Origin of the sequence: Brevundimonas diminuta, from assembly GCF_039673845.1 — a bacterium.
Classification (GTDB): domain Bacteria; phylum Pseudomonadota; class Alphaproteobacteria; order Caulobacterales; family Caulobacteraceae; genus Brevundimonas; species Brevundimonas diminuta_E.
In genome coordinates, this window is sequence record NZ_JBDJMK010000003.1 from 98,370 (window position 1) to 117,208 (window position 18,839).

The 18,839-nt window shown below is 69.7% G+C and carries 17 protein-coding genes; 10 read left to right on the top strand and 7 right to left on the bottom strand.

Annotated elements, in window-relative coordinates; translation table 11 throughout:
- Window positions 1-22 precede the first annotated feature (22 nt).
- Complete coding sequence (locus ABE454_RS03965) at window positions 23-499, top strand: hypothetical protein (RefSeq protein WP_346529310.1); 477 nt, start codon at window positions 23-25, stop codon at window positions 497-499.
- A 109-nt stretch (window positions 500-608) separates the two neighbouring features.
- Here ABE454_RS03965 and ABE454_RS03970 read toward each other — a convergent pair whose 3' ends face one another.
- The 4 genes from ABE454_RS03970 to ABE454_RS03985 form a co-directional block, all read right to left on the bottom strand.
- Window positions 609-1,283 carry a thioredoxin family protein gene (locus ABE454_RS03970; protein WP_346529313.1) on the bottom strand — a complete coding sequence of 225 codons (675 nt, stop codon included), beginning with the start codon at window positions 1,281-1,283 and terminating at the stop codon, window positions 609-611.
- Between the two features lie 24 nt (window positions 1,284-1,307).
- A complete protein-coding gene (locus tag ABE454_RS03975; RefSeq protein WP_346529316.1) occupies window positions 1,308-3,524 on the bottom strand; it encodes a protein-disulfide reductase DsbD family protein in 2,217 nt (738 codons plus the stop codon).
- A gap of 117 nt (window positions 3,525-3,641) precedes the next feature.
- Window positions 3,642-4,109, bottom strand: a complete 468-nt coding sequence (locus ABE454_RS03980) for an OmpA family protein (protein ID WP_346529317.1) — start codon at window positions 4,107-4,109, stop codon at window positions 3,642-3,644.
- A 124-nt stretch (window positions 4,110-4,233) separates the two neighbouring features.
- Window positions 4,234-4,587 carry a DUF3482 domain-containing protein gene (locus tag ABE454_RS03985; RefSeq protein WP_346529319.1) on the bottom strand — a complete coding sequence of 118 codons (354 nt, stop codon included), beginning with the start codon at window positions 4,585-4,587 and terminating at the stop codon, window positions 4,234-4,236.
- Window positions 4,588-4,741: 154 nt separating this feature from the next.
- Here ABE454_RS03985 and ABE454_RS03990 point away from each other — a divergent pair, with 154 nt between their 5' ends.
- Together ABE454_RS03990 and ABE454_RS03995 are read left to right on the top strand one after the other, a co-directional pair.
- Window positions 4,742-5,701 carry a diacylglycerol/lipid kinase family protein gene (locus ABE454_RS03990; RefSeq protein ID WP_346529321.1) on the top strand — a complete coding sequence of 320 codons (960 nt, stop codon included), beginning with the start codon at window positions 4,742-4,744 and terminating at the stop codon, window positions 5,699-5,701.
- Window positions 5,701-6,489: a metallophosphoesterase family protein gene (locus tag ABE454_RS03995; protein ID WP_346529322.1), complete on the top strand. Its 789-nt coding sequence runs from the start codon at window positions 5,701-5,703 to the stop codon at window positions 6,487-6,489. Before ABE454_RS03990 ends, ABE454_RS03995 begins: the two co-directional genes overlap by 1 nt.
- 256 nt (window positions 6,490-6,745) lie before the next feature.
- Here ABE454_RS03995 and ABE454_RS04000 read toward each other — a convergent pair whose 3' ends face one another.
- From ABE454_RS04000 to ABE454_RS04010, 3 genes are all read right to left on the bottom strand, one after another.
- Complete coding sequence (locus tag ABE454_RS04000) at window positions 6,746-6,925, bottom strand: DUF1328 domain-containing protein (RefSeq protein WP_346529323.1); 180 nt, start codon at window positions 6,923-6,925, stop codon at window positions 6,746-6,748.
- Between the two features lie 105 nt (window positions 6,926-7,030).
- Window positions 7,031-7,441, bottom strand: a complete 411-nt coding sequence (locus tag ABE454_RS04005) for a hypothetical protein (protein WP_346529324.1) — start codon at window positions 7,439-7,441, stop codon at window positions 7,031-7,033.
- On the bottom strand, window positions 7,441-7,785 hold the full coding sequence (locus tag ABE454_RS04010) for a glycine zipper domain-containing protein (RefSeq protein WP_346529325.1): 345 nt from the start codon (window positions 7,783-7,785) through the stop codon (window positions 7,441-7,443). The genes ABE454_RS04005 and ABE454_RS04010 overlap by 1 nt, the downstream gene beginning before the upstream one ends.
- Before the next feature lie 173 nt (window positions 7,786-7,958).
- Between ABE454_RS04010 and ABE454_RS04015 the strand changes: the two genes are divergently transcribed.
- From ABE454_RS04015 to trpS, 7 genes are all read left to right on the top strand, one after another.
- Window positions 7,959-8,612: a fumarylacetoacetate hydrolase family protein gene (locus ABE454_RS04015; protein ID WP_346529326.1), complete on the top strand. Its 654-nt coding sequence runs from the start codon at window positions 7,959-7,961 to the stop codon at window positions 8,610-8,612.
- Window positions 8,609-9,241: a maleylacetoacetate isomerase gene (gene maiA, locus ABE454_RS04020; protein WP_346529327.1), complete on the top strand. Its 633-nt coding sequence runs from the start codon at window positions 8,609-8,611 to the stop codon at window positions 9,239-9,241. Before ABE454_RS04015 ends, maiA begins: the two co-directional genes overlap by 4 nt.
- Window positions 9,242-9,311: 70 nt before the next feature.
- Window positions 9,312-10,211 carry an aldo/keto reductase gene (locus tag ABE454_RS04025; protein WP_346529328.1) on the top strand — a complete coding sequence of 300 codons (900 nt, stop codon included), beginning with the start codon at window positions 9,312-9,314 and terminating at the stop codon, window positions 10,209-10,211.
- Between the two features lie 173 nt (window positions 10,212-10,384).
- Entirely contained in the window at window positions 10,385-13,012 is a 2,628-nt protein-coding gene (gene mutS / locus ABE454_RS04030) for a DNA mismatch repair protein MutS (RefSeq protein ID WP_430825686.1), read from the top strand.
- Window positions 13,013-13,196: 184 nt separating this feature from the next.
- Window positions 13,197-15,887, top strand: coding sequence for a [protein-PII] uridylyltransferase (glnD, locus tag ABE454_RS04035; RefSeq protein WP_346529331.1), 2,691 nt, complete (start codon window positions 13,197-13,199; stop codon window positions 15,885-15,887).
- Between the two features lie 30 nt (window positions 15,888-15,917).
- Window positions 15,918-17,615: a murein biosynthesis integral membrane protein MurJ gene (gene murJ / locus ABE454_RS04040; RefSeq protein WP_346529332.1), complete on the top strand. Its 1,698-nt coding sequence runs from the start codon at window positions 15,918-15,920 to the stop codon at window positions 17,613-17,615.
- Between the two features lie 173 nt (window positions 17,616-17,788).
- Window positions 17,789-18,838 (top strand): tryptophan--tRNA ligase, encoded by a 1,050-nt coding sequence (gene trpS, locus ABE454_RS04045; RefSeq protein WP_346529333.1) that lies wholly within the window; start codon window positions 17,789-17,791, stop codon window positions 18,836-18,838.
- The last annotated feature ends 1 nt before the right edge of the window (window position 18,839 follow it).

Below are 18,839 nucleotides of genomic sequence, written 5' to 3' on the forward strand. Positions count from 1 at the left end.
GATCCTTTGTGAAAGGCACGCCATGTCCTGCGGAATAGCCCTCGCTGTCGCCCTGATGCTGGCCGATCCCGCGGTCGCCGAGGCCGCCTCCTTGCCGCCCGTCGCCCCCGCCGCGCCCGTCTCGGTGGCGCAGGAGCCTCTGTTCGCCGATCTGGTCGTCCGCTCGGGCGCGCTGAAGTCGATCGTCGACGGCTGGATGGCCTCGGGCGAGGCGGACCGCTCGGGCTTCTTCACCGGCGCGGCCTATGCGGCGTTCAAGACCCAGGCGACGGAACTGGCCCAGCGGGACCTGCAGGGCCATCTGATCCTGAAGGAACGCGGCACGGACAATGACCTGAAATGCATTCTGCGCGGCATTTCGGAAGACATTCCGGTCAAGGTCGCGGCGCTGGAAACGGCTGCGGACTCGGCCGCGCGCAAGCTGGCGCTGGACGAACTGTCCTATCTGCTGAACGACAACGTCGAGGTCATCACCTCGCCGCCACAGCCCGAGGCCTAGCCTCTGGCTGTGGCTTATTCTTGGGCCTATCGCGCTTCGCGCTACTTGAGGCCCGATGTGGCCTACCGCGCCTTCAGGAGGGCCGACGTCCTCGTGAAAAAGGCCGTTCTCAGCCCTCGACCGTCTCCGGGTATTTGATGGCGCAGCCGTAGGGCGCGGCCCAGGCGGTCTTGACCGGGCGCCCGGCCTTGGCGTCGGCCAGGGCGGCGCGGACGAAGTTGTCGGCGCCGTTCAGATCTTCGACCTTGCTGGTCGGGCGGTTGTCGATGCCGCCGACGTAGATCAGCCGCCCTTCCGGATCGATGATGCGCATGTCGGGCGTGGTCTTGGCGTCATAGCGTTTGCCGACCTCGCCGGTCGGATCCAGCAGCAGGTGGGTGAAGGCGGCCTTGTGCTTGGCCTTCCATCCCTGCGCCTCATCGCCCTCGACGAACCCTTGCGTGCCCGGCGCCGAGGAGATGATGGTCAGCCACACCACGCCGTCGGCGGTCGCCTCGCGCTGCAGGGCCTGCATGGCGCCGGTGTAGTGCTTCTGCACGAAGGGACAGCCTTCGTTGGTCCATTCCAGCACCACTGTCCTGCCCCGGAAATCGGCCAGAGAGCGCTGCTGACCCTCGGCGTCGATCAGGGTGAAGGCGGGGGCCAGTTCTCCGGGACCGGGCGCCTCGGTCGCCTCGGGCGCGACGGCGGCGGTTTCTGATCGTTCCGGGGCGGCGGCCGGCGGCTGCTGACAGGCGGCCAGCAGAAGGAGCGAGGCGGAGGCGGCGGTCAGCAGGCGGAACATGGCGATCTCCCGGAGGTCGAAATATCAGGCGGCGGCGTCCTTCAGCGCGTCGATGACGACGCCTTCGGTCAAGAGTTGAGGCAGGATGCGCGGCTCGGCCTTACCCGGCGCATAGACCAGATACAGCGGCACGCCCGAACGGCCATGGCGTTGCAGTTCGGCGGTGATGGCGTCGTCGCGCCGGGTCCAGTCGCCGACCAGATAGACGGCGTTCGCCTGTTCCAGCGCCTGCGCGGTGCGGGCTGACGACAGGGCCGTGCTTTCGTTGACCTTGCAGGTGACGCACCAGTCGGCGGTGAAGTTGACCAGAACCGGCCGCCCTTCCGCCAGAGCCGCCTGCACGGCCTGTTCGGACCAAGCGTCGGAAGATAGATGGGCTGAGGTCGCCGCGCCGTCAGTCGTCGCAGGCGCGGCCCTGACGGCCAGAACGCCCAGCCCCAGCGCCGCGATCAGGGCCAAGAGGGCGGCGACGCCTGCGACACGGCCCTTGCCGCCTCCGGCCTGCACCCGGCCATAGAGCCATAGCGCCAGCGCCAGCATCAGACCCGCCCCGAACAACAGGGCCAGCGCGTCGGCGGTCTGACGGCCATAGACCCAGGCCAGCCACAGGGCCGCGCCATACATGGGAAAGGCCAGCAGATTGCGCAGCGTCTCCATCCACGGCCCCGGCTTGGGCAGGCGGGACAACAGGCGCGGGTTCAGGCTGATCAGCACATAGGGCAGGGCCAGCCCCAGCCCCAGCATCAGAAACACCGCCAGCGCCATCGGCCAGGGCATGAGCAGGGCGGCGCCCAGCGCAAAGGCCATGAAGGGCGCCGTGCAGGGCGCGGCCACGACCACCGCCAGCACCCCGGTGAAGAAGGCGCCCGCCGCGCCGGGCAGACGCGACAGCGGGCCTTGCCCCGCGCCCTGCAGCCCCGCGCCGATATGGAAGACGCCCGACAGATTCAGCGCCACCGCCAGCATCAGCAGGGCCAGCGCGGCCACCACGCCCGGCGACTGCAACTGGAAGCCCCAGCCCAGCGCCTGCCCCCCCGCCCGCAGGGCCAGCAGGGCTCCGGCCAGAACGACAAAGGTCGCCAGCACCCCGGCCAGAAAGGCCAGTCCGTCGCGGCGCGCCTCGGCCGGGTCATGGGCGGCGCGGCTGAGCGAGGCCGCCTTCATCGCCAGAATAGGGAAGACGCAGGGCATCAGATTCAGGATCAGCCCGCCCAGCAGGGCGAACAGCGCCGCCTTGACGAAATCCGTCGATCCAGACGCGGCGCCGGCCTTGGCCTGAAGCCCTTCGCCGTCGCCGATCGCGCCCTCGCCCGTCACGCCGGTCAGGGCCGCGCCCGGTTCAGCGGTGATCTCCCACGCGCCCAGATCGGTCGACAGCACGCCGCTGACCGGCCCCGTCAGGCCGCCGGTGGTCAGGCCGCGCCCGGCGGCGACGCCGAGCGTCAGCCCCTGCGGGCCGCGCTCGCCGGACTGAGGGGCGGCGTGGTCGATCACTCCGCCGTCGAAGGGATGGAAATAGGCCCATTTCGGCGCCGCGCCCGCCAGAGGTCCGCCGCTGGCCGTCACGATCAGTTTTCCGTCCGATAGTACGGCGCGGGCCTCGATCCCGGCGGGACGGGGCGCGCTGGCGACGACATCCTGAATCGCCTGACCGAAGCGCGCATGCAGCGGCGCCGCGCCATCGCGCATCGGCAGGTCCAGCGACAGGTCCAGATCCTCGGGCACGCACATCTCGGCGCTGCAGACGTAGAAGTGGGCGGTGACGCGTAAGGGAAGGTTCCGGCCCGGCGTCGCATCGGCCGGAATCTCAATCGGAACAGGCAGGAAGACCACGCCCGAATAGCCGTAGTTCATCAGGCTCTGCAGACGTTGCCGCTCGGGCAGGGGCCACAGGATGTCGCCCGCGACAACGCCCGCAGGCAGGGACCAGCTCAGGCTGGTCGGCCCGCCGGAATCGCCCTGATTGCGCCAATAGGTGTGCCAGCCCGGCTTGATCGACTGACGGATGGCGACGACGGCGGTCGAGCCGGGAACCGCCCATGCGCCCATAGGGACCAACTCAGCCTCGATACGTTCGGTGCGTTGCGGCCCCGGCCCTACAGCGCTCTTGGCGACGGGGGCGGCGCCTGCGACCAGGGCCTGACGCAGGGCGGCTTCAGACGCGGGCGCAGACGCCGCCGCCGGAAGCGCCGGAACGAGCGCCAGCGCGCACCAGGTCAACAGCAGAAGCAGGATACGCAAGACAATCGCCGCCGGAACAACAGGAGGAAAGGCGCGACCTTAGCCCGTCGCGCCATCGTCATCCACAGGCCGCGACGGCGAGCCGCAGTCGCCGTCGCGTCGCTCTGCCAGTCAGCTTCAGCGTGGGGGGACGACCTCGATCACGACTTCGGTGCGGCGGCGCAGGGGATCATTGACCCCGCCGACCACGGCGCCTTCGGCCCCGGCCGCCTCGATGTCGAAGGCGGGGGCGGGCAGACCGGCGCCCGACAGGGCCTCGGCCACGGCGCGGGCGCGGCGTTCGGAAATGCTCTGGTTGGCGGCGGCGGTGCCGGTGCGGGCGTCGGCCAGACCCGTCACCTTGACGTGCTTGATCTGACAGCCCTGAAGCTGGTCCGCCGTCATGCCGATGGCCATGCGGGCGGCGTCGGTCAGGGTGGCGCGGTCGGGCACGAAATAGACCTCGAACCGCTTGTCGGCGCAGGCCGACGGGTTGGTCACCAGATCGCTGCGGGTCTTATAGGCGCCGGTCGTGGCGCACCCGGCCAGGGCGACGACGGCGATCAGAGCAGCGGCCGGCAAAGCGGCGACGCAAACGTGTTTCATCTCAAGCCCCTTGCGCCCGCCGTATGGCGCGCGCCCTGTCCAGCAAAAGGGCGACCCGCGCCATGCGGATCGCCCTTCAGATTGTCCCGAAAACGCTTCGGGCGCCAGAGGCGTAACGCCGGGATCAGTAACGGCGCTGGCCGTTTTCCCAATAGCATTCGGTCTGACGGTTATCGTAGCAGTAGTAATAGCGGCCCTGGTTGTCGCGATAGCGCTGCTGGTTGTTGCGGTCCTGGTTGGAGCCGCGCACCACGCCGGCCGCGCCGCCCGCGAGGGCGCCGAGGGCTGCGCCGGTGCTGGCGCTGCCGCCGCCGACGTTGTTGCCGATGATGGCGCCGGCCACGGCGCCCAGGGCGGCGCCGGTGGCGCCTTGACGAACGGCCTGGCTCGAACCGGCGCCGCCGCCGTAATACGGATCACTGGCGCAGGCGGTGACCAGAAGTCCGGCGCCGGCAATGGCGATGATCGCCTTGTTCATGGTTCTGTCCTTCATCCCTTAGGGGGCTCCCCTGAAGTCCCGATAACGCAATCGGAAGCCGGCGGTTCCGAGGCAAAACGCCACAAGCTTCACTTTAATTCCCGCGCCGGGCCTGCCGGGCGGAACTGGCGCGGGGGACAGGCGTTCGCCGCCCATGGCCGATACCCTGAACGCCCCTGAGAATTCTTCCGCCGATGCGACGCCTGCGGGCGGCGGCGCGCGTCCCCTGACGGACGCCGTCCGGCTGGAGCGGATCATCATTCTGGTCAATCCGCTGTCGGGCAGCGTCGGTCCCCATGCGGCGGACGAGGCGAAGGCCCTGCTGGCCGACTATCCCTGTCAGGCCGAGGTGGTGTCGCTGGACGGGCCGCGCATGTCCGAACAGATCGACGAAGCGCTGACGGCGAAGCCGGACGTGCTGTTCGTGCTCGCGGGCGACGGAACGGCGCGCTCGGTCGCCGCGCGGGCCGGTACGGACGGGCCGCTGGTCGCCCCCCTGCCGGGCGGCACCATGAACATGCTGCCCAAGGCCCTGTACGGCACGGCCGACTGGAAGGCGGCCCTGAAGCTGGCGCTTGAAGAAGGCGCGCCCCAGCCCGTCGCGGGCGGAGAGGTCGAGGGCGAGGCCTTCTACTGCGCCGCCATCCTCGGCTCGCCCGCCCTGTGGGCCCCGGCGCGCGAGGCGATCCGCGAGGGTAAGCTGAAGATGGCCTGGACCTATGGCCGCCGGGCGCTGAAGAAGGCCTTCAGCGGCCGCGTCCGCTACAGTCTGGACGGGTCCGAGCGTCAGAAGGCCGAGGCCCTTGTGCTGATCAGCCCCCTGATCTCCAAAGCGATGGAGAAGGCTGACGGGCTGGAGGCGGCGGCGATGAACACCAGGGACGCAGCGCAGGCCTTTCGACTGGCGGCCCACGCCCTGTTCGACGACTGGCGCCAGGATCCCAATGTGACCGCCAAACCCGCCCGCCGCATCGTGGCCGAGGCGCGCTCGCGCATTCCGGCGGTGATCGACGGCGAGCCGGTGCTGCTGGGCCGGGAGGCGACGGTCAGCTTCCTGCCGCGCGCCTTCATGGCCCTGGCGCCCAGACCCAGTGCCGGAGGAGACGGCCTCTAGTGGGGCGGATTCTCCAATTCTCGGACGTCCATTTCGGCTGCGAGCATCGCCATGCGATCGCGGCGGCGCTGGACTACGCCCACGGCGCTGCGGCGGACCTGATCCTCGTCACCGGCGACATCACCCAGAAGGGGCTGCCCGATGAATTCGCCGCTGCGGGCGAGTGGCTGAAGGCCATGCCCCGGCCGGTCTTCGTCACGGTCGGCAATCACGACGTGCCCTATTGGGATGTGATGGCGCGGCTGTTCTGGCCGTGGCGCGCCTTTGAGCAGGCGACCGGCCATCCGGCCCATGACCATGAGTTCCGCCACCCCGATCTGATGGTGCGCGGCGTGACCACGGCGCGCGGTTGGCAGGCGCGGCTCAACTGGTCCAAGGGCGTCATCGATCTGGATCAGACCCGGCGCGCGGCCGAGGCCCTGCGTCAGGCGCCGGACGGGGCGTTGCGCATCCTCGCCTGCCACCACCCCCTGATCGAGATGATCGGCGCCCCCATGACCGGCGAGGTCAAGCGCGGCGCCGAGGCCGCACAAATCTTCGCCGACGCCGGGGTGGACCTGATCACCACCGGCCACGTCCATGTGCCCTTCGCCCTGCCGATCGGGATGGGGGATCAGTGCTCCTACGCCATCGGGTGCGGGACGCTGTCGCACCGCGAGCGCGGGGCGCCGCCCAGCTTCAACAGCATCGAGTGGGACGCCGAAGCCGTGGTGGTGACAGTCGTGGCGTGGGACGGCCGGACCTTCGCCGATCAGCAGGTCTGGCGCCTGCCGCGCCGCCGCGCCTGACCCCTCGAAAATCCGAACTCATTTTGAGCGTGGGCGTCGATGCTTACATGCCCGCTCATCCGGCGGGCGCTGGGACTCTGTAAGTCGGCCAAACAGAGATCTCGCCCTTGGGCCGCGCTTCGTAGCCAAAGTGCTGGATCCCGGCGCCCGCCGGGATGAGCGGGGGGGAGAGCGACCAATATGGGATCTGACTTCCGCCATGAAAAAAGGCCGCGTCCCGAAGGTCGCGACCTGATTTCGACAGTTCAGCGTCGGCTTACAAACGCGGTCCGCCGCGCCCCCGCACGCCGCCCATGATAAGCGAGACGATGAACAGGATGACGGCGATGATGGCGATGAATTTGGCGATCTCGAACGACATGCCCGAGATGCCGCCGAAACCCAGAACGCCTGCGGCCAAGGCGACGATGAAGAAAATAATAGCCCAACGGAACATAGGCTTACCCTCCGGTTCAGGTGTTGACGGAAGCGGGCTTTCGACCCCTCCCGTCGATAGCGTCGCCTGCAGAAAACAACGCCCCGAAGGCTTGGCCGTTCCCTGTTAACGTCGCCGACTGCTACGATTTGCGGCGCGGCCCTTCTCCGTAAAGGCGGCCGCCACCATGGTCGCCAGCGCCGGGTTACGCAGGAAGATGAAGCCGCCGGCCAGAGCCGCCGCCGCGCCCAGGATCGGACGTTGCTGGAACAGGCGCATGGCGCGCACGCCCAGGCCTTCGGGCTCGTCGTCGTAGTCGTCTTCATCGTCGCCGCGCGCCTTGCGCAGGAAGACCAGGGCGACGATGGCCGCGATCAGGGCGAACAGCAGGGCGGTCACCGCCGCCGCGATCAGCGGCGAAACCGCCAGCAGCAGCAGGTAGTAGACCGTGGCGCCCAGCGCGACCATGGACACGAAACTGGCGCCTGCGGCGACGAAGGTCGCCACCGCGCGTTTGATCAGCCCCTGCCCCACCATCAGCGGCGACGACCGGCGAGCAGCAGACCCAGAACCACGCCGACGCCCAGAGCAATGGCGGTCGACTGGATCGGACGTTCCTGAACGCGCTCGACGACATAGCGCTGGGCCTCGTCGAACCGTTCGGCGGCGTCGTCATAATACTCGCGGCCGCGCACCTTGGCGTCGTCGTAATAGCCGCGGGCCTTTTCACGCAGTTCCTCGCCCTGCTCCCGCAGGCGGGCTTCGGCTTCGGAGGCCTTTTCCTTCAGACGCTGGGTTTCCTCGCGGGCGCCGGCCTTGAGGTCCTCCTTCAGGGTCTTGAGATCGTTCTTGATGTCTTCGCGAGCCTTGGACGTGGCCATGATGTGCGCTCCGCTCCTTGTGTAAGCTTGACGATTAAATAGAGAAGCCCAGACCGGAACGCCACACCGACGATCAAGGTTCCTGCAACGCAACAGGGGAACAGCCGCCGGGCTGATCCTGTTGACACACCTGTCTGGCGCGCCGTCAGCGGCGCTTATATGAAGTCGATCTCATGACCCAATGGCTGTTCCCGCCCGCCCCGACGCCGTCCCTGCCGATCGAGGGAGACACGCGCCGTCTGCCCGTGCGGCGCATCCTGTGCGTGGGTCAGAACTACGCCGCCCACGCCCGCGAAATGGGCGCTGACCCGGACAAGCCCGCCCCCTTCTTCTTCGCCAAGCCGGGCGACGCCCTGGTCGTGGACGGGGCGGACCCGGCCTATCCGTCGCTGACGGAAAACCTGCATTATGAAGTCGAACTGGTCGTCGCCCTGGGCCCCGATGCGCGGCCGGTCGGCTGGGCTGTCGGCGTCGATCTGACGCGGCGCGACCTTCAGGCCGAAGCCAAGGCCAAGGGGCGGCCGTGGGAGGCGGGCAAGGCGTTTGATCAGTCCGCGCCCTGCGGCGCCCTCAGCCTGACGCCGCCCGCGCCGGACGCGACCATCGAGCTTAAGGTCAACGGCGTGGTGCGTCAGTCCAGCCGCCTGTCGGACATGATCTGGGACGTCGACGGCATCCTGTCCAAGGCGGCGGAGCTGTGGGCGCTGGCGCCTGGCGACCTGATCTTCACCGGCACGCCCGAGGGCGTCGGCGCCATCGAACGCGGCGATCGGGTCGAGGCGGTCATCAGCGGCCTGCCGCCGCTCAGCTTTACGGTGAAGGCATGATCCTGCACGGTTACTGGCGCTCCGGCACCAGCTATCGCACCCGCATCGCCCTCAATCTGAAAGGGGGCGCCTATGAGCGGGCGGCCCTGGACCTGCGCACCGGGGCGCAGAAGTCGGAACGCTTTCTGGCGCTGAATCCTCAGGGGCTGGTCCCCGCGCTGGAGACGGCCGACGGCCTTGTCCTGACCCAGAGCCCGGCCATTCTGGAATGGCTGGAAGAGACGTTTCCTGAGCCGCCCCTGCTGCCATCGGACGCAGGCGGCCGGGCCCAGGTGCGAGCCATGGCGGCGCTGATCGGCTGCGACATCCATCCGCTCAATAATCTGCGGGTGTTGAAGGCGGTGCGGGCGATGGGCGCCGATCAGGCGGGCGTCGACGCCTGGGCCGGTCAGTGGATCATCGACGGCTTCACCGCCCTTGAGGCGCTGGTCGCGCGTCATGGCGACGGCTGGTGTTTCGGCGCGGCGCCGACGCTGGCCGACTGCTATCTGATTCCTCAGCTCTATTCAGCGCGGCGGTTCAATGTCGAGCTGAGCGCCTTCCCGCGCCTGCTGGAGATCGAGGCGCAGGCTGAAGCCCACCCGGCCTTCATCGCTGCTCAGCCGGAAAACCAGCCGGACGCCGATTAAGCGTCTTCATTCACCAACAGCCTTGATTTCGGTCAATCTCCCTTAAGCTTTGGGTCGGATGATCGGGGTTGTGAGATTCGCCGTTCCGCCCTCTCCGGCCGACAAACTCGCCATCGCACTGGTGGTTGAGCCTGATCGGTCCCGCCCGCTGCCGCCCGGCCAGCGGGAAGAGGCGACGCGCCACCTGCTTCAGACCGCGGGCGACGCCGGGATCGGCCTGGTCGCCACCCGACCTGAAGGCGACGTCGAGCGGATGCTGGGTCAGGCCTGGCCCTTCCCTTCGCCCTTCCGCGTCACCGTGCGCACCGTGCCGCTGGCCGACGGGCTGGACCGTGTCGAGGCCCGCGCCCGCCGCTCGCTGGAGCGGATGGGCCTGCCGCGCGGCGACGCCGTTCTGGTGCAGAACGCCGCCGATCTGGCCGGCGCCGAGGGCCGCGCCCTGTGGGACCGTCTTCAGGCCCTGAAGGCGCGCGGCGTCTTCCGCAAGGTCGGCGTCGTCGCCACGGTCGAGGACGGCCCTGGCCTGCTGGCCCGCCGGTTCCAGCCGGACGTGGTGCAGCTGACTTGCAATATTCTGGACCAGCGCGCGGCGCGCACCGGCGTCATCGCCGATCTGGCCGCGCAGGGCATTGAGGTGCATCTGGCCTCGGTCTTCGCTCAGGGCCTGCTGTTCGCCAACCGTGAGAGCCTGCCGCCGGAACTGGCCGCTCACGGCATGGCCCTGTCGCGCACGCGGCGCCGTCTGGCCGAGGCGCGCGTCGATCCGATGCAGGCGGCGCTGGCCTACGCCCTGACCCTGCCCGGCGTGGCCTCGGTGATCGCCAGCGTGGCGTCCTCGGCCGAGCTGCGCGCCATCATCGCCGCCTCCCACGCCCCGCGCCCCGACATCGACTGGGACGCCCTGGCGCTGGACGAAACGCCCGCCGCCCTGGCCTCGCGCCCGCGTCTGCGCATCGTCAGCGCAGCCTGATCCACAGAGCTGTCCACAGGTCGCCTTTCGCCTGTGCATGAGGAACGCCGCCCGCGCTTGAGGCCGCCGCCCCGATCCGCCACCCTGCGGGTCAGATGAACGCGCCGCTTTCCCATCCCCCCAAGACCTTGGCTAAAACCGACCTCAAGCCCGACGCCGGCACTACGCCGGTCATGGCCCAGTATCTGTCGGTCAAGGCCACCCAGCCCGAAGCCATGCTGTTTTTCCGCATGGGCGACTTCTACGAACTGTTCTTCGAGGACGCGCAGAAGGCGGCGGCGGCGCTGGGCATCGCCCTGACCAAACGCGGCAAGCATCAGGGCGAGGACATCCCCATGGCCGGGGTGCCGGTCCACGCCATGGACGGCTATCTGGCGCGGCTGATCCGTCAGGGCTTCAAGGTCGCCGTCTGCGAACAGTTGGAAGACCCGGCCGAGGCCAAGAAGCGCGGCTCCAAGGCCGTGGTTCACCGCGACATCGTGCGGGTGGTGACGCCCGGCACCCTGACCGAGGATACGCTGCTGGACGCGCGCGGCGCCAACCGTCTGGCGGCCGTGGCGATCCGCAAGGGCAGGGCCGCCGTGGCGGTGGTCGAGCTGTCGGCGGGCGTGGTGGATTCGGTCGCCTGCGACCTGTCGGATCTGGGCGCGGCGCTGGCGGCGTTCCGCCCGTCCGAAGTGCTGGTCCCCGACCGCCTGTTTTCGGACGAGACGATGAAGGGGGCGCTGGACGGCTCCGGCGGGGTGGTTCAGGCCATGCCTCAGGCCCTGGCCGAGCCGGTCGGGGCCAAGGACCGGGTGCAGCGGCTTTACGGCGTCTCGGCGCTGGACGGCTTCGGCGCCTTTGAAGAGGCTGAGATTTCCGCGCTCGGCCTGATCGCCGCCTATCTGGAGACGACGCAGGCGGGCAGGATTCCCGCCCTGACCCCGCCGCGCCGCTCGGGCGAGAGCGGCTTTCTGGCCATCGACCCGGCGACGCGTCTGAGCCTCGAAATCGACCGCACCCAACGGGGCGAGCGCGACGGGTCCCTGCTGCACGCCATCGACCGCACCGTGACCTCGGGCGGGGCGCGGGCGCTGGCCGAGCGCGTCTCTCGGCCCCTGCGCGATCCGGCGGCGATCAACGCCGGGCTGGATGCGGTCGAGTGGCTGCTGGAGCGGCGCGATCTGCGACGGAACCTGCGCGAATCCTTGCGCGCCTCGGCCGATGTGGCGCGGGCGACCTCGCGTCTGGCGCTGGGACGCGGCGGGCCGCGCGATCTGGCGGCGATCCGCTCGGGCCTGAAAACGGCTGAAGGACTCAGCGCCCTGTTCGCCGTCACAGTCAATGACCCGCTGGCCGGGCCGCCTGCGCGGGTGACAGCCTGCCTCGACCGGCTGGCGCTTGCGGGCGACCTTTCGCACCTGCTGGCCGAACTGACCGACGGCCTGATGGACGAGCCGCCGCACCTGGCGCGCGACGGCGGCTATGTGAACCCCGGCCACCGGCCCGAACTGGACGCCGCCCGCACCCTTCGCGACGACAGCCGCAAGATCATCGCCGAGCTGGAGGCCAGGGCCGTCGCCGACAGCGGAATCGCTTTCAAGGTCCGCCACAACGCCGTCCTCGGCTACTTCCTGGAGACCAGCGCCAAGGCGGCTGAACCCCTGCTGCGCGCGGGGCCGGACAGCCCCTTCATCCACCGCCAGACTCTGGCCAATCAGGTGCGCTTCACCACCGTCGAACTGTCGGAGCTGGACGCGAAAATCAGTCAGGCCGGGCACCGCGCTCTCGCCATCGAGGCCGAGACCTTCGAGGGCTGGCGGCGCGAGGTCGCACGTCTGGCCGGGCCGCTTCAGGGCGTGGCCGAGGCGCTGGCCGAACTGGACGCCCACGCCGCCCTAGCCGAATGGGCCGAAGAGGTCGGGGCAGTGCGCCCCGCCGTTGACGACAGCCTGTGCTTCGCCGTCGAGGCGGGCCGTCACCCGGTGGTCGAGGCGGCGGTGAAGGCGCAAGGGTTGCCCTATACGCCCAACAATTGCCAGCTGGCGGGCGACGGTGTCGGGGCCTCGCGCCTGTCCATCGTCACCGGGCCGAACATGGCCGGTAAGTCGACCTTCCTGCGCCAGAATGCGCTTCTGGTGGTGCTGGCGCAGGCCGGGGCCTTCGTCCCGGCGCGATCGATGAAGCTGGGCGTGGTCGACCGTCTGTTCAGCCGCGTCGGGGCTGGAGACGATCTGGCGCGCGGCCGCTCCACCTTCATGATGGAGATGGTCGAGACGGCCGCCATCCTGACCCAGGCGACCGGCCGCAGCTTCGTCGTGCTGGACGAGATCGGGCGCGGCACCGCCACCTACGACGGCCTGGCCATCGCCTGGGCCACCGCCGAGGCCCTGCACGAAACCAACCGCGCCCGCACCCTGTTCGCCACCCACTATCATGAGCTGGCCCAGCTCGAGGAACGGCTCGACCACGTCTGCAATCTGTCGATGAAGGCGCGCGAGTGGAACGGCGAACTGGTCTTCCTGCACGAGGCGGCGCCCGGCGCGGCGGACCGTTCCTATGGCGTGCAGGTGGCGCGTCTGGCCGGGGTGCCCACCGCCGTCGTCGGCCGCGCCCGCGAGGTGCTGGAGCGGCTGGAGAACGAAAAGGCGGCGACCGCCCGTCTGGACGACCTGCCCCTGTTCGCGGCGGCCGAACCGCCCCCGCCGCCGGTGAAGTCCATGCTGGACGGAGCTGTCGCCGCCATCGACCCCGACGACCTGACCCCGCGCGAGGCGCTGGAGGCGCTCTATCGGTTGAAGGGGATGGCGAAGGGCTGAACACCTTAAGCCCTCCCCCTCGATGGGGGATGGTTGGGTGGGGGTGAAGGCAGGCGGTTTCCAGCTAGGCGCGCGAGGGGCTGTCGCGTCTCCTGCGCCTCAACCGCCCCGTCGAGCGCGCACCCCCATCCCCCGCCCTTCCCCCATCGAGGGGGAAGGGAGAATTGGTGCTATGCTCCCTTTCGTGACCGCACCGTCCCCGCTCCCGTCCGCCATTCTCGACGCCGCCTCGGCGCCGGATCCACGCGCCGCTGTCACCGCCGCCTTGCGCGAGAGCTTCGACGCCGACCGCGCCCGCGCCGCCCGCCGGGCAGAGAATTCGACCGACGGCGCCGAGGCCGCCCGCCTCTATGCCGAGGCCGCCGACGCCATGCTGGCCGCCCTGTGGCGCTTCACGACCGAACAGATCCATCCGGCGCCCGACGAGCGGCTGACCCTGCTGGCGGTCGGCGGTTACGGGCGCGGGGTGCTGGCGCCCTTCTCGGACCTCGACCTTTTGTTCCTGCGACCGGGGCAGGCGATCAGCCCGCGCGCCCGGGCGGTGGTGGAGTTCGTCCATTACGTCCTGTGGGATCTGGGCCTGAAAGTCGGCTCGGCCTTCCGCTCCATCGGCGAGACTCTGGCGCTGGCGCGCGACGACATGACCGTGCGGACCAGCCTGCTTGAGGCGCGGGTTCTGGCCGGGGACGCCGGTCTGGGCGAAAGCCTGCTGAAGCGGTTCCGCACCGCCGTCGCCCGCGCCGATCCGCGCCCCTTCATCGCCGCCAAGATGGCCGAGCGCGACGTGCGCCTGCAGAAGACCGGCGCCGTCCGCTATCGCGTCGAGCCGAACGTCAAGGACGGCAAGGGGGGCTTGCGCGACCTCAACACCCTGTTCTGGATCGCCCGCTCTCTGGCCCCGGACAGCGAGCGGGGGCAGGCGGCGCTGGAGGGCCTGCTGACCGCGCGCGAACTGCGCAGTTTCCGCGAGTCCATCGGCTTTTTGTGGCGGGTGCGCATCCTGCTGCATCTGGTCGCGGGGCGAGCCGAGGAGAAGCTGACCTTCGACTTCCAGCCCGAGATCGCCCGGCGCATGGGCTGGCGGGGGCGCGGCGACGAACTGGCGGTCGAGCGCTTCATGCGCCGCTATTTTCAGGTCGCGCGCGAGGTCGGCGCCCTGACCCGCGCCGTCTCGGCCCAGCTGGAGGCGCGTCAGCAGAAGAAGGCCGAAGGGCTGGCGCGCGGCCTGTCGCGGCTGATCCGGCGGCGCCGGGTCAAGCTGGCCTTCGACGGTCTGGCGGTGGAGGAGGGGCGGCTGACCGTCACCGGACCGAACGTCTTCGCCCGAGATCCGGTGCGGCTGCTGCTCTTGTTCGTCGAGGCGGATCGGCTGGATCTGGACCTGCACCCCGACGCCTTCGCCGCCGTGATCCGCTCGCTGACCTTGGTGACGCCCGCCCTGCGCCGTGATCCGCGCGCGGCCGAGGCCTTCCTGAAGGTGCTGGCGCATGGGGCGCGGCCCTATCGCGTCCTGTCGATCATGAATGAGACGGGTTTCCTCGGCCGCTTCCTGCCCGAGTGGGGACGGATCGTCGGCCAGACCCAGTTCAACATGTACCACGCCTATACGGTGGACGAGCACACCCTGCAGGCGGTCGGGATCATCAACGACATCGCGCGCGGCAAGCTGGAGGGGGACCACCCGGCCTCGACCGCCATCGTCCCGCGCATCGCCGATATCGAGGCTCTGATGCTGGCCATGCTGCTGCACGACGTGGGCAAGGGGGGCGACCGGGGCCAGCTGGAGGACGGTGCCATCGCCGCGCGCCGGGCGTGCGAGCGGCTGGGCGTCGATCCGCGCCGGATCGAGCTGGTCGTCTGGCTGGTGCGCCATCACCTCTTGATGAGCGACTACGCCCAGAAGCGTGACGTGTCCGACCCCTCGACCGTCCGGGCGTTTGCGGAGGCTGTGGGCGATCCGGAGCGTCTGCGGATGCTGATGGTGCTGACCGTGGCCGACATCCGCGCCGTGGGGCCGGGCGTGTGGAATGGCTGGAAAGGGCAGTTGATGCGCGCCCTGTTCGAGGCGACTGAAGCCCTGTTCCGGGGCGACGCCGTGACGCGCGAAGACCCCTTGGCCGATCACCCGGCGCTGGTCGAGCGGGCGCGGCGAGAGGGCGCCGCGGTCGAGGCCCTGCCCGCCGAAGGGCCGCTGGAATCCACCGCCCGCGTGGCTGTGGCGGCGCGCGACCGGCCCGGCCTGTTCGCCGATCTGGCGGCGACGCTGTCGATGGCGGGCGCCGACGTGGTGGGCGCGCGGCTGGCCACGGCCGACGACGGCATGGCGCTGGACGTGTTCGAGATTCAGGACGGGGCGGGCGAGCCCTATGGCGGGCGCGAGCCGCGACGGCTGGCCATTCTGGCCCGGGCGATGGAGCGGGCGGTGCTGAAAGGCGCGCGGACCTCGACGCTGGAGGCGCCGCGCGTCAGCGCCCGCCGCGCCGTCTTCGATGTGCGGCCGGTGGTGCGGATCGACGCCGATACGGGGACCAGCGCCGTGGTGATCGAAGTCTCGGGCGCCGACCGCCCCGGCCTGCTGGCGGACCTTGCGCGGACGATTTCGGCGCACGGCTATTCGACCCGCTCGGCCCACGTCGCCAGCTTCGGCGAGCGCGCGGTGGACGGCTTCTACATCACCGACGCCGACGGCCGGAAACCCAGGAGCAAGTCGAAGCTGGAGGCGCTGAAGGTCGACCTGCTGGAGGTGCTGGACCGCGCGCCGCAAGGCCCGGCGGGACGGCGCATCGTTCCCGTGCGCGCCAGCGTGCGCGACGTCTCGGATCTGGAAGGCGCGCTGGGCCGCAAGCCCGTATCCAGCGGCCCGCAGGCGCGCTAAGGCGTTTCGGGACCGAGCGCAGGAACAGCCGTGAACGACAAGACCGATCCCATCGAACCGGCCGCGCCCATCTCTGCGGCGAACGCCACGGTCGAGCCGGTGGTCCAGCCGCCCGCCTCGGCCGCGACCGACAAGGCGAAGTCAGGCGGGGTGGCGCGATCCTCGGCCATCTTCAGCGCCATGACCCTCCTCAGCCGTCTGGCCGGGTTCGCGCGCGATCTGGTCATCACGGCGGCGCTGGGCGCCTCGGCAGGACCGGCGGCCGACGCCTATTATACGGCGCTGAACTTCCCCAATCTGTTCCGGCGCATCTTCGCCGAAGGGGCCTTCGCCGCCGCCTTCGTGCCCGCCTACGCCCGGACGCTGAAGAGCGAAGGCGCGGCGGCGGCTGATCAGGTGGCGACCGACGCCCTGGCCGCTGTGGCCGCCGTCACCGTGGCCCTGACCCTTGTCGCCCAACTGACGATGCCGTGGCTGATGACCGTCATCAACATCGGCTTTCTGGACGATCCGGTGCGGTTCAAGCTGGCGGTGATCCTGACCCAGATCACCATGCCCTATCTGCCCTGTATGGCGATCGCCTCCCTGCTCAGCGGGGTGCTGAATGCGCGGGGGCGCTTCATCGTCTCGGGCGCCTATCCGATCCTGCTGAACCTGATCATGCTGGCCGCCGTCATCCCGGTGAAGGGCGACCAGATCGAGGCCGCCTACGCTGCCTCATGGGCCGTGCTGGTCGCGGGCGTGGCGCAGGCAGGCCTGTGCTGGTGGGCGGCGCGCCGGGCGGGGGCGAACATCCGCCTCAGCCTGCCGAAGATGACCCCGGCCGTGAAGGCCATCATCATCACCGCCATTCCCGCCGCCATCGGCAACAGCGCGACCCAGATCAACGTCTTCATCTCCGGCAACCTGTCCAGCTTCGTCAATGGCGGCCGCACCTGGCTGGCGACGGCGGACCGGCTGTATCAGCTGCCGCTGGGTCTGGTCGGGGTGGCCATCGGCATCGCCCTGTTGCCCAAGCTGTCGGCGGCCGTAGCGTCAGAGGACAAGGGCCAGCAGCAGGCGTCGATGGACGAGGCGCTGATCCTGTCGATGGCCCTGACCCTGCCGGCGGCGGCGGCCCTGATGGCCATGCCCTACTTCCTGATCGACGCCCTGTTTACGCGCGGCGCCTTCCTGCAGGTCGACGCCGTCAACACGGCCCACGCCCTGCTGCATTTCGGCTGGGGCGTGCCGGCCTTCGTGCTGATCCGCATTCTGGCCCCGGCCTTCTTCGCGCGCGGCGATACGCGCAGGCCCATGATGTTCGCCCTCGTCTCCGTGGCGGTGAACGCCGCGCTGGCGATCGGCCTGTTCAATCTGGGCATGGGGGTGTCGGGCATAGCGGCGGCGGTCAGCGCCTCGGCCTGGACCAATGTGCTGCTTCTGGGCGCGACCCTGTGGCGGCGCGGCCATTACCGGCCCGGCCCGCGCGCCGTCTGGCGTCTGGGCCGCATCGCCCTGGCCAGCGCGGGTCTGGCGGCGGTGGTCGGCGCGGCGTCATGGGCGCGGCCCATGCTGCAGGCGCCGGTCGCAGACCTGCTGGCCATAATGGGCGCCAGCCACGGCGCCAAGGAGTTCACCCTGCTGCTGGTCGTGACGGCGGGCGGGCTGTCCTATGTCGCTCTGGCCTTCCTGACGCGCGCCGTGACGGTCGCCGAGGTCAAAGGTCTGGTCCGGCGCTCGCGGTGAGCTTGCCCTTCTCAGCCCGAACCGATAAGCGCGAGGTCATGGCGCTTTCGGGACGACAGATTGCTCATGGACGATGGCGCGGCTGAACCGCCGCCCTTCCCCTCTGCACGTCCTTTTTTCGCACGCGAAACCGTGCGCCGACATCCGCCTTTCGAGTTCCGAGATCCACAATCATGACTGACCAGACCCCGGCCCCGCAAACTCCGGTCTATGAGGGCCCGCGCCGCATCCTGTCCGGCATTCAGGCGTCCGGCGCCCTGCATCTGGGCAACTACCTCGGCGCGCTGAAGCGCTTCGTCGAGATGCAGGACGCAGGCGATCCCTGCTATCTGTTCGTCGCCGACATGCACGCCATCACCGTCTGGCAGGACCCGGACAAGCTGACGGCACAGACGCGCGAGATCGCCGCCGCCTATCTGGCGTCCGGCCTTGATCCGGCGCAGTCGGTCATCTTCCCGCAATCGGCCGTGCCCGCCCACGCCGAACTGGCCTGGATCTTCAACTGCGTCGCCCGCCTCGGCTGGATGGACCGGATGACCCAGTTCAAGGAGAAGTCGGGCAAGCACAAGGAACGCGCCAGCGTCGGCCTCTACACCTACCCGGCCCTGATGGCGGCGGACATTCTGCTGTACAAGGCGACCGAGGTGCCCGTCGGCGAGGACCAGAAGCAGCATCTGGAGCTGACGCGCGACATCGCCGCCAAGTTCAACAACGACTATGGCGTGCCCGGCTTCTTCCCCCAGCCCGAGCCTCTGATTCAGGGTCCGGCGACGCGGGTCATGTCCCTGCGCGACGGCGCGGCCAAGATGTCCAAGTCCGACCCCTCGGACCTGTCGCGCATCAATCTGACCGATGACGCCGACGCCATCGCCAACAAGATCCGCAAGGCCAAGACCGACATGGAGCCCCTGCCCGAAACGCTCGAGGGTCTGGACGGCCGCGCAGAGGCCAAGAACCTGGTCGCCATCTACGCCGCCCTGGCCGACACCACGCGCGAGGCGGTGCTGGCCGAGTTTGCGGGTCAGGGCTTCGGCGCCTTCAAGCCCAGGCTGGCTGAACTGGCCGTATCCTCCATGGCCAACGTCACGGCTGAGATGCGCCGCCTGATGAACGACCCGGCCGAGATCGACCGCGCCCTGTCCGCCGGCGCCGAAAAGGCCCGCGAGATCGCCGAGCCGACCATCGCCGAGGTCAAAAAGATCGTCGGTTTCTGGCAGGGTTGAG

What these genes read in the sequence shown, in the direction of transcription:
- ABE454_RS03965 (WP_346529310.1), top strand. Translation starts at nt 23, where the DNA reads ATGTCCTGCGGAATAGCCCTCGCTGTCGCCCTGATGCTGGCCGATCCC.
- ABE454_RS03970 (WP_346529313.1), bottom strand. Translation starts at nt 1,283, where the DNA reads ATGTTCCGCCTGCTGACCGCCGCCTCCGCCTCGCTCCTTCTGCTGGCC.
- ABE454_RS03980 (WP_346529317.1), bottom strand. Translation starts at nt 4,109, where the DNA reads ATGAAACACGTTTGCGTCGCCGCTTTGCCGGCCGCTGCTCTGATCGCC.
- ABE454_RS03985 (WP_346529319.1), bottom strand. Translation starts at nt 4,587, where the DNA reads ATGAACAAGGCGATCATCGCCATTGCCGGCGCCGGACTTCTGGTCACC.
- ABE454_RS03990 (WP_346529321.1), top strand. Translation starts at nt 4,742, where the DNA reads ATGGCCGATACCCTGAACGCCCCTGAGAATTCTTCCGCCGATGCGACG.
- ABE454_RS04000 (WP_346529323.1), bottom strand. Translation starts at nt 6,925, where the DNA reads ATGTTCCGTTGGGCTATTATTTTCTTCATCGTCGCCTTGGCCGCAGGC.
- ABE454_RS04005 (WP_346529324.1), bottom strand. Translation starts at nt 7,441, where the DNA reads ATGGTGGGGCAGGGGCTGATCAAACGCGCGGTGGCGACCTTCGTCGCC.
- ABE454_RS04010 (WP_346529325.1), bottom strand. Translation starts at nt 7,785, where the DNA reads ATGGCCACGTCCAAGGCTCGCGAAGACATCAAGAACGATCTCAAGACC.
- ABE454_RS04015 (WP_346529326.1), top strand. Translation starts at nt 7,959, where the DNA reads ATGACCCAATGGCTGTTCCCGCCCGCCCCGACGCCGTCCCTGCCGATC.
- maiA (WP_346529327.1), top strand. Translation starts at nt 8,609, where the DNA reads ATGATCCTGCACGGTTACTGGCGCTCCGGCACCAGCTATCGCACCCGC.
- mutS (WP_430825686.1), top strand. Translation starts at nt 10,385, where the DNA reads ATGGCCCAGTATCTGTCGGTCAAGGCCACCCAGCCCGAAGCCATGCTG.
- trpS (WP_346529333.1), top strand. Translation starts at nt 17,789, where the DNA reads ATGACTGACCAGACCCCGGCCCCGCAAACTCCGGTCTATGAGGGCCCG.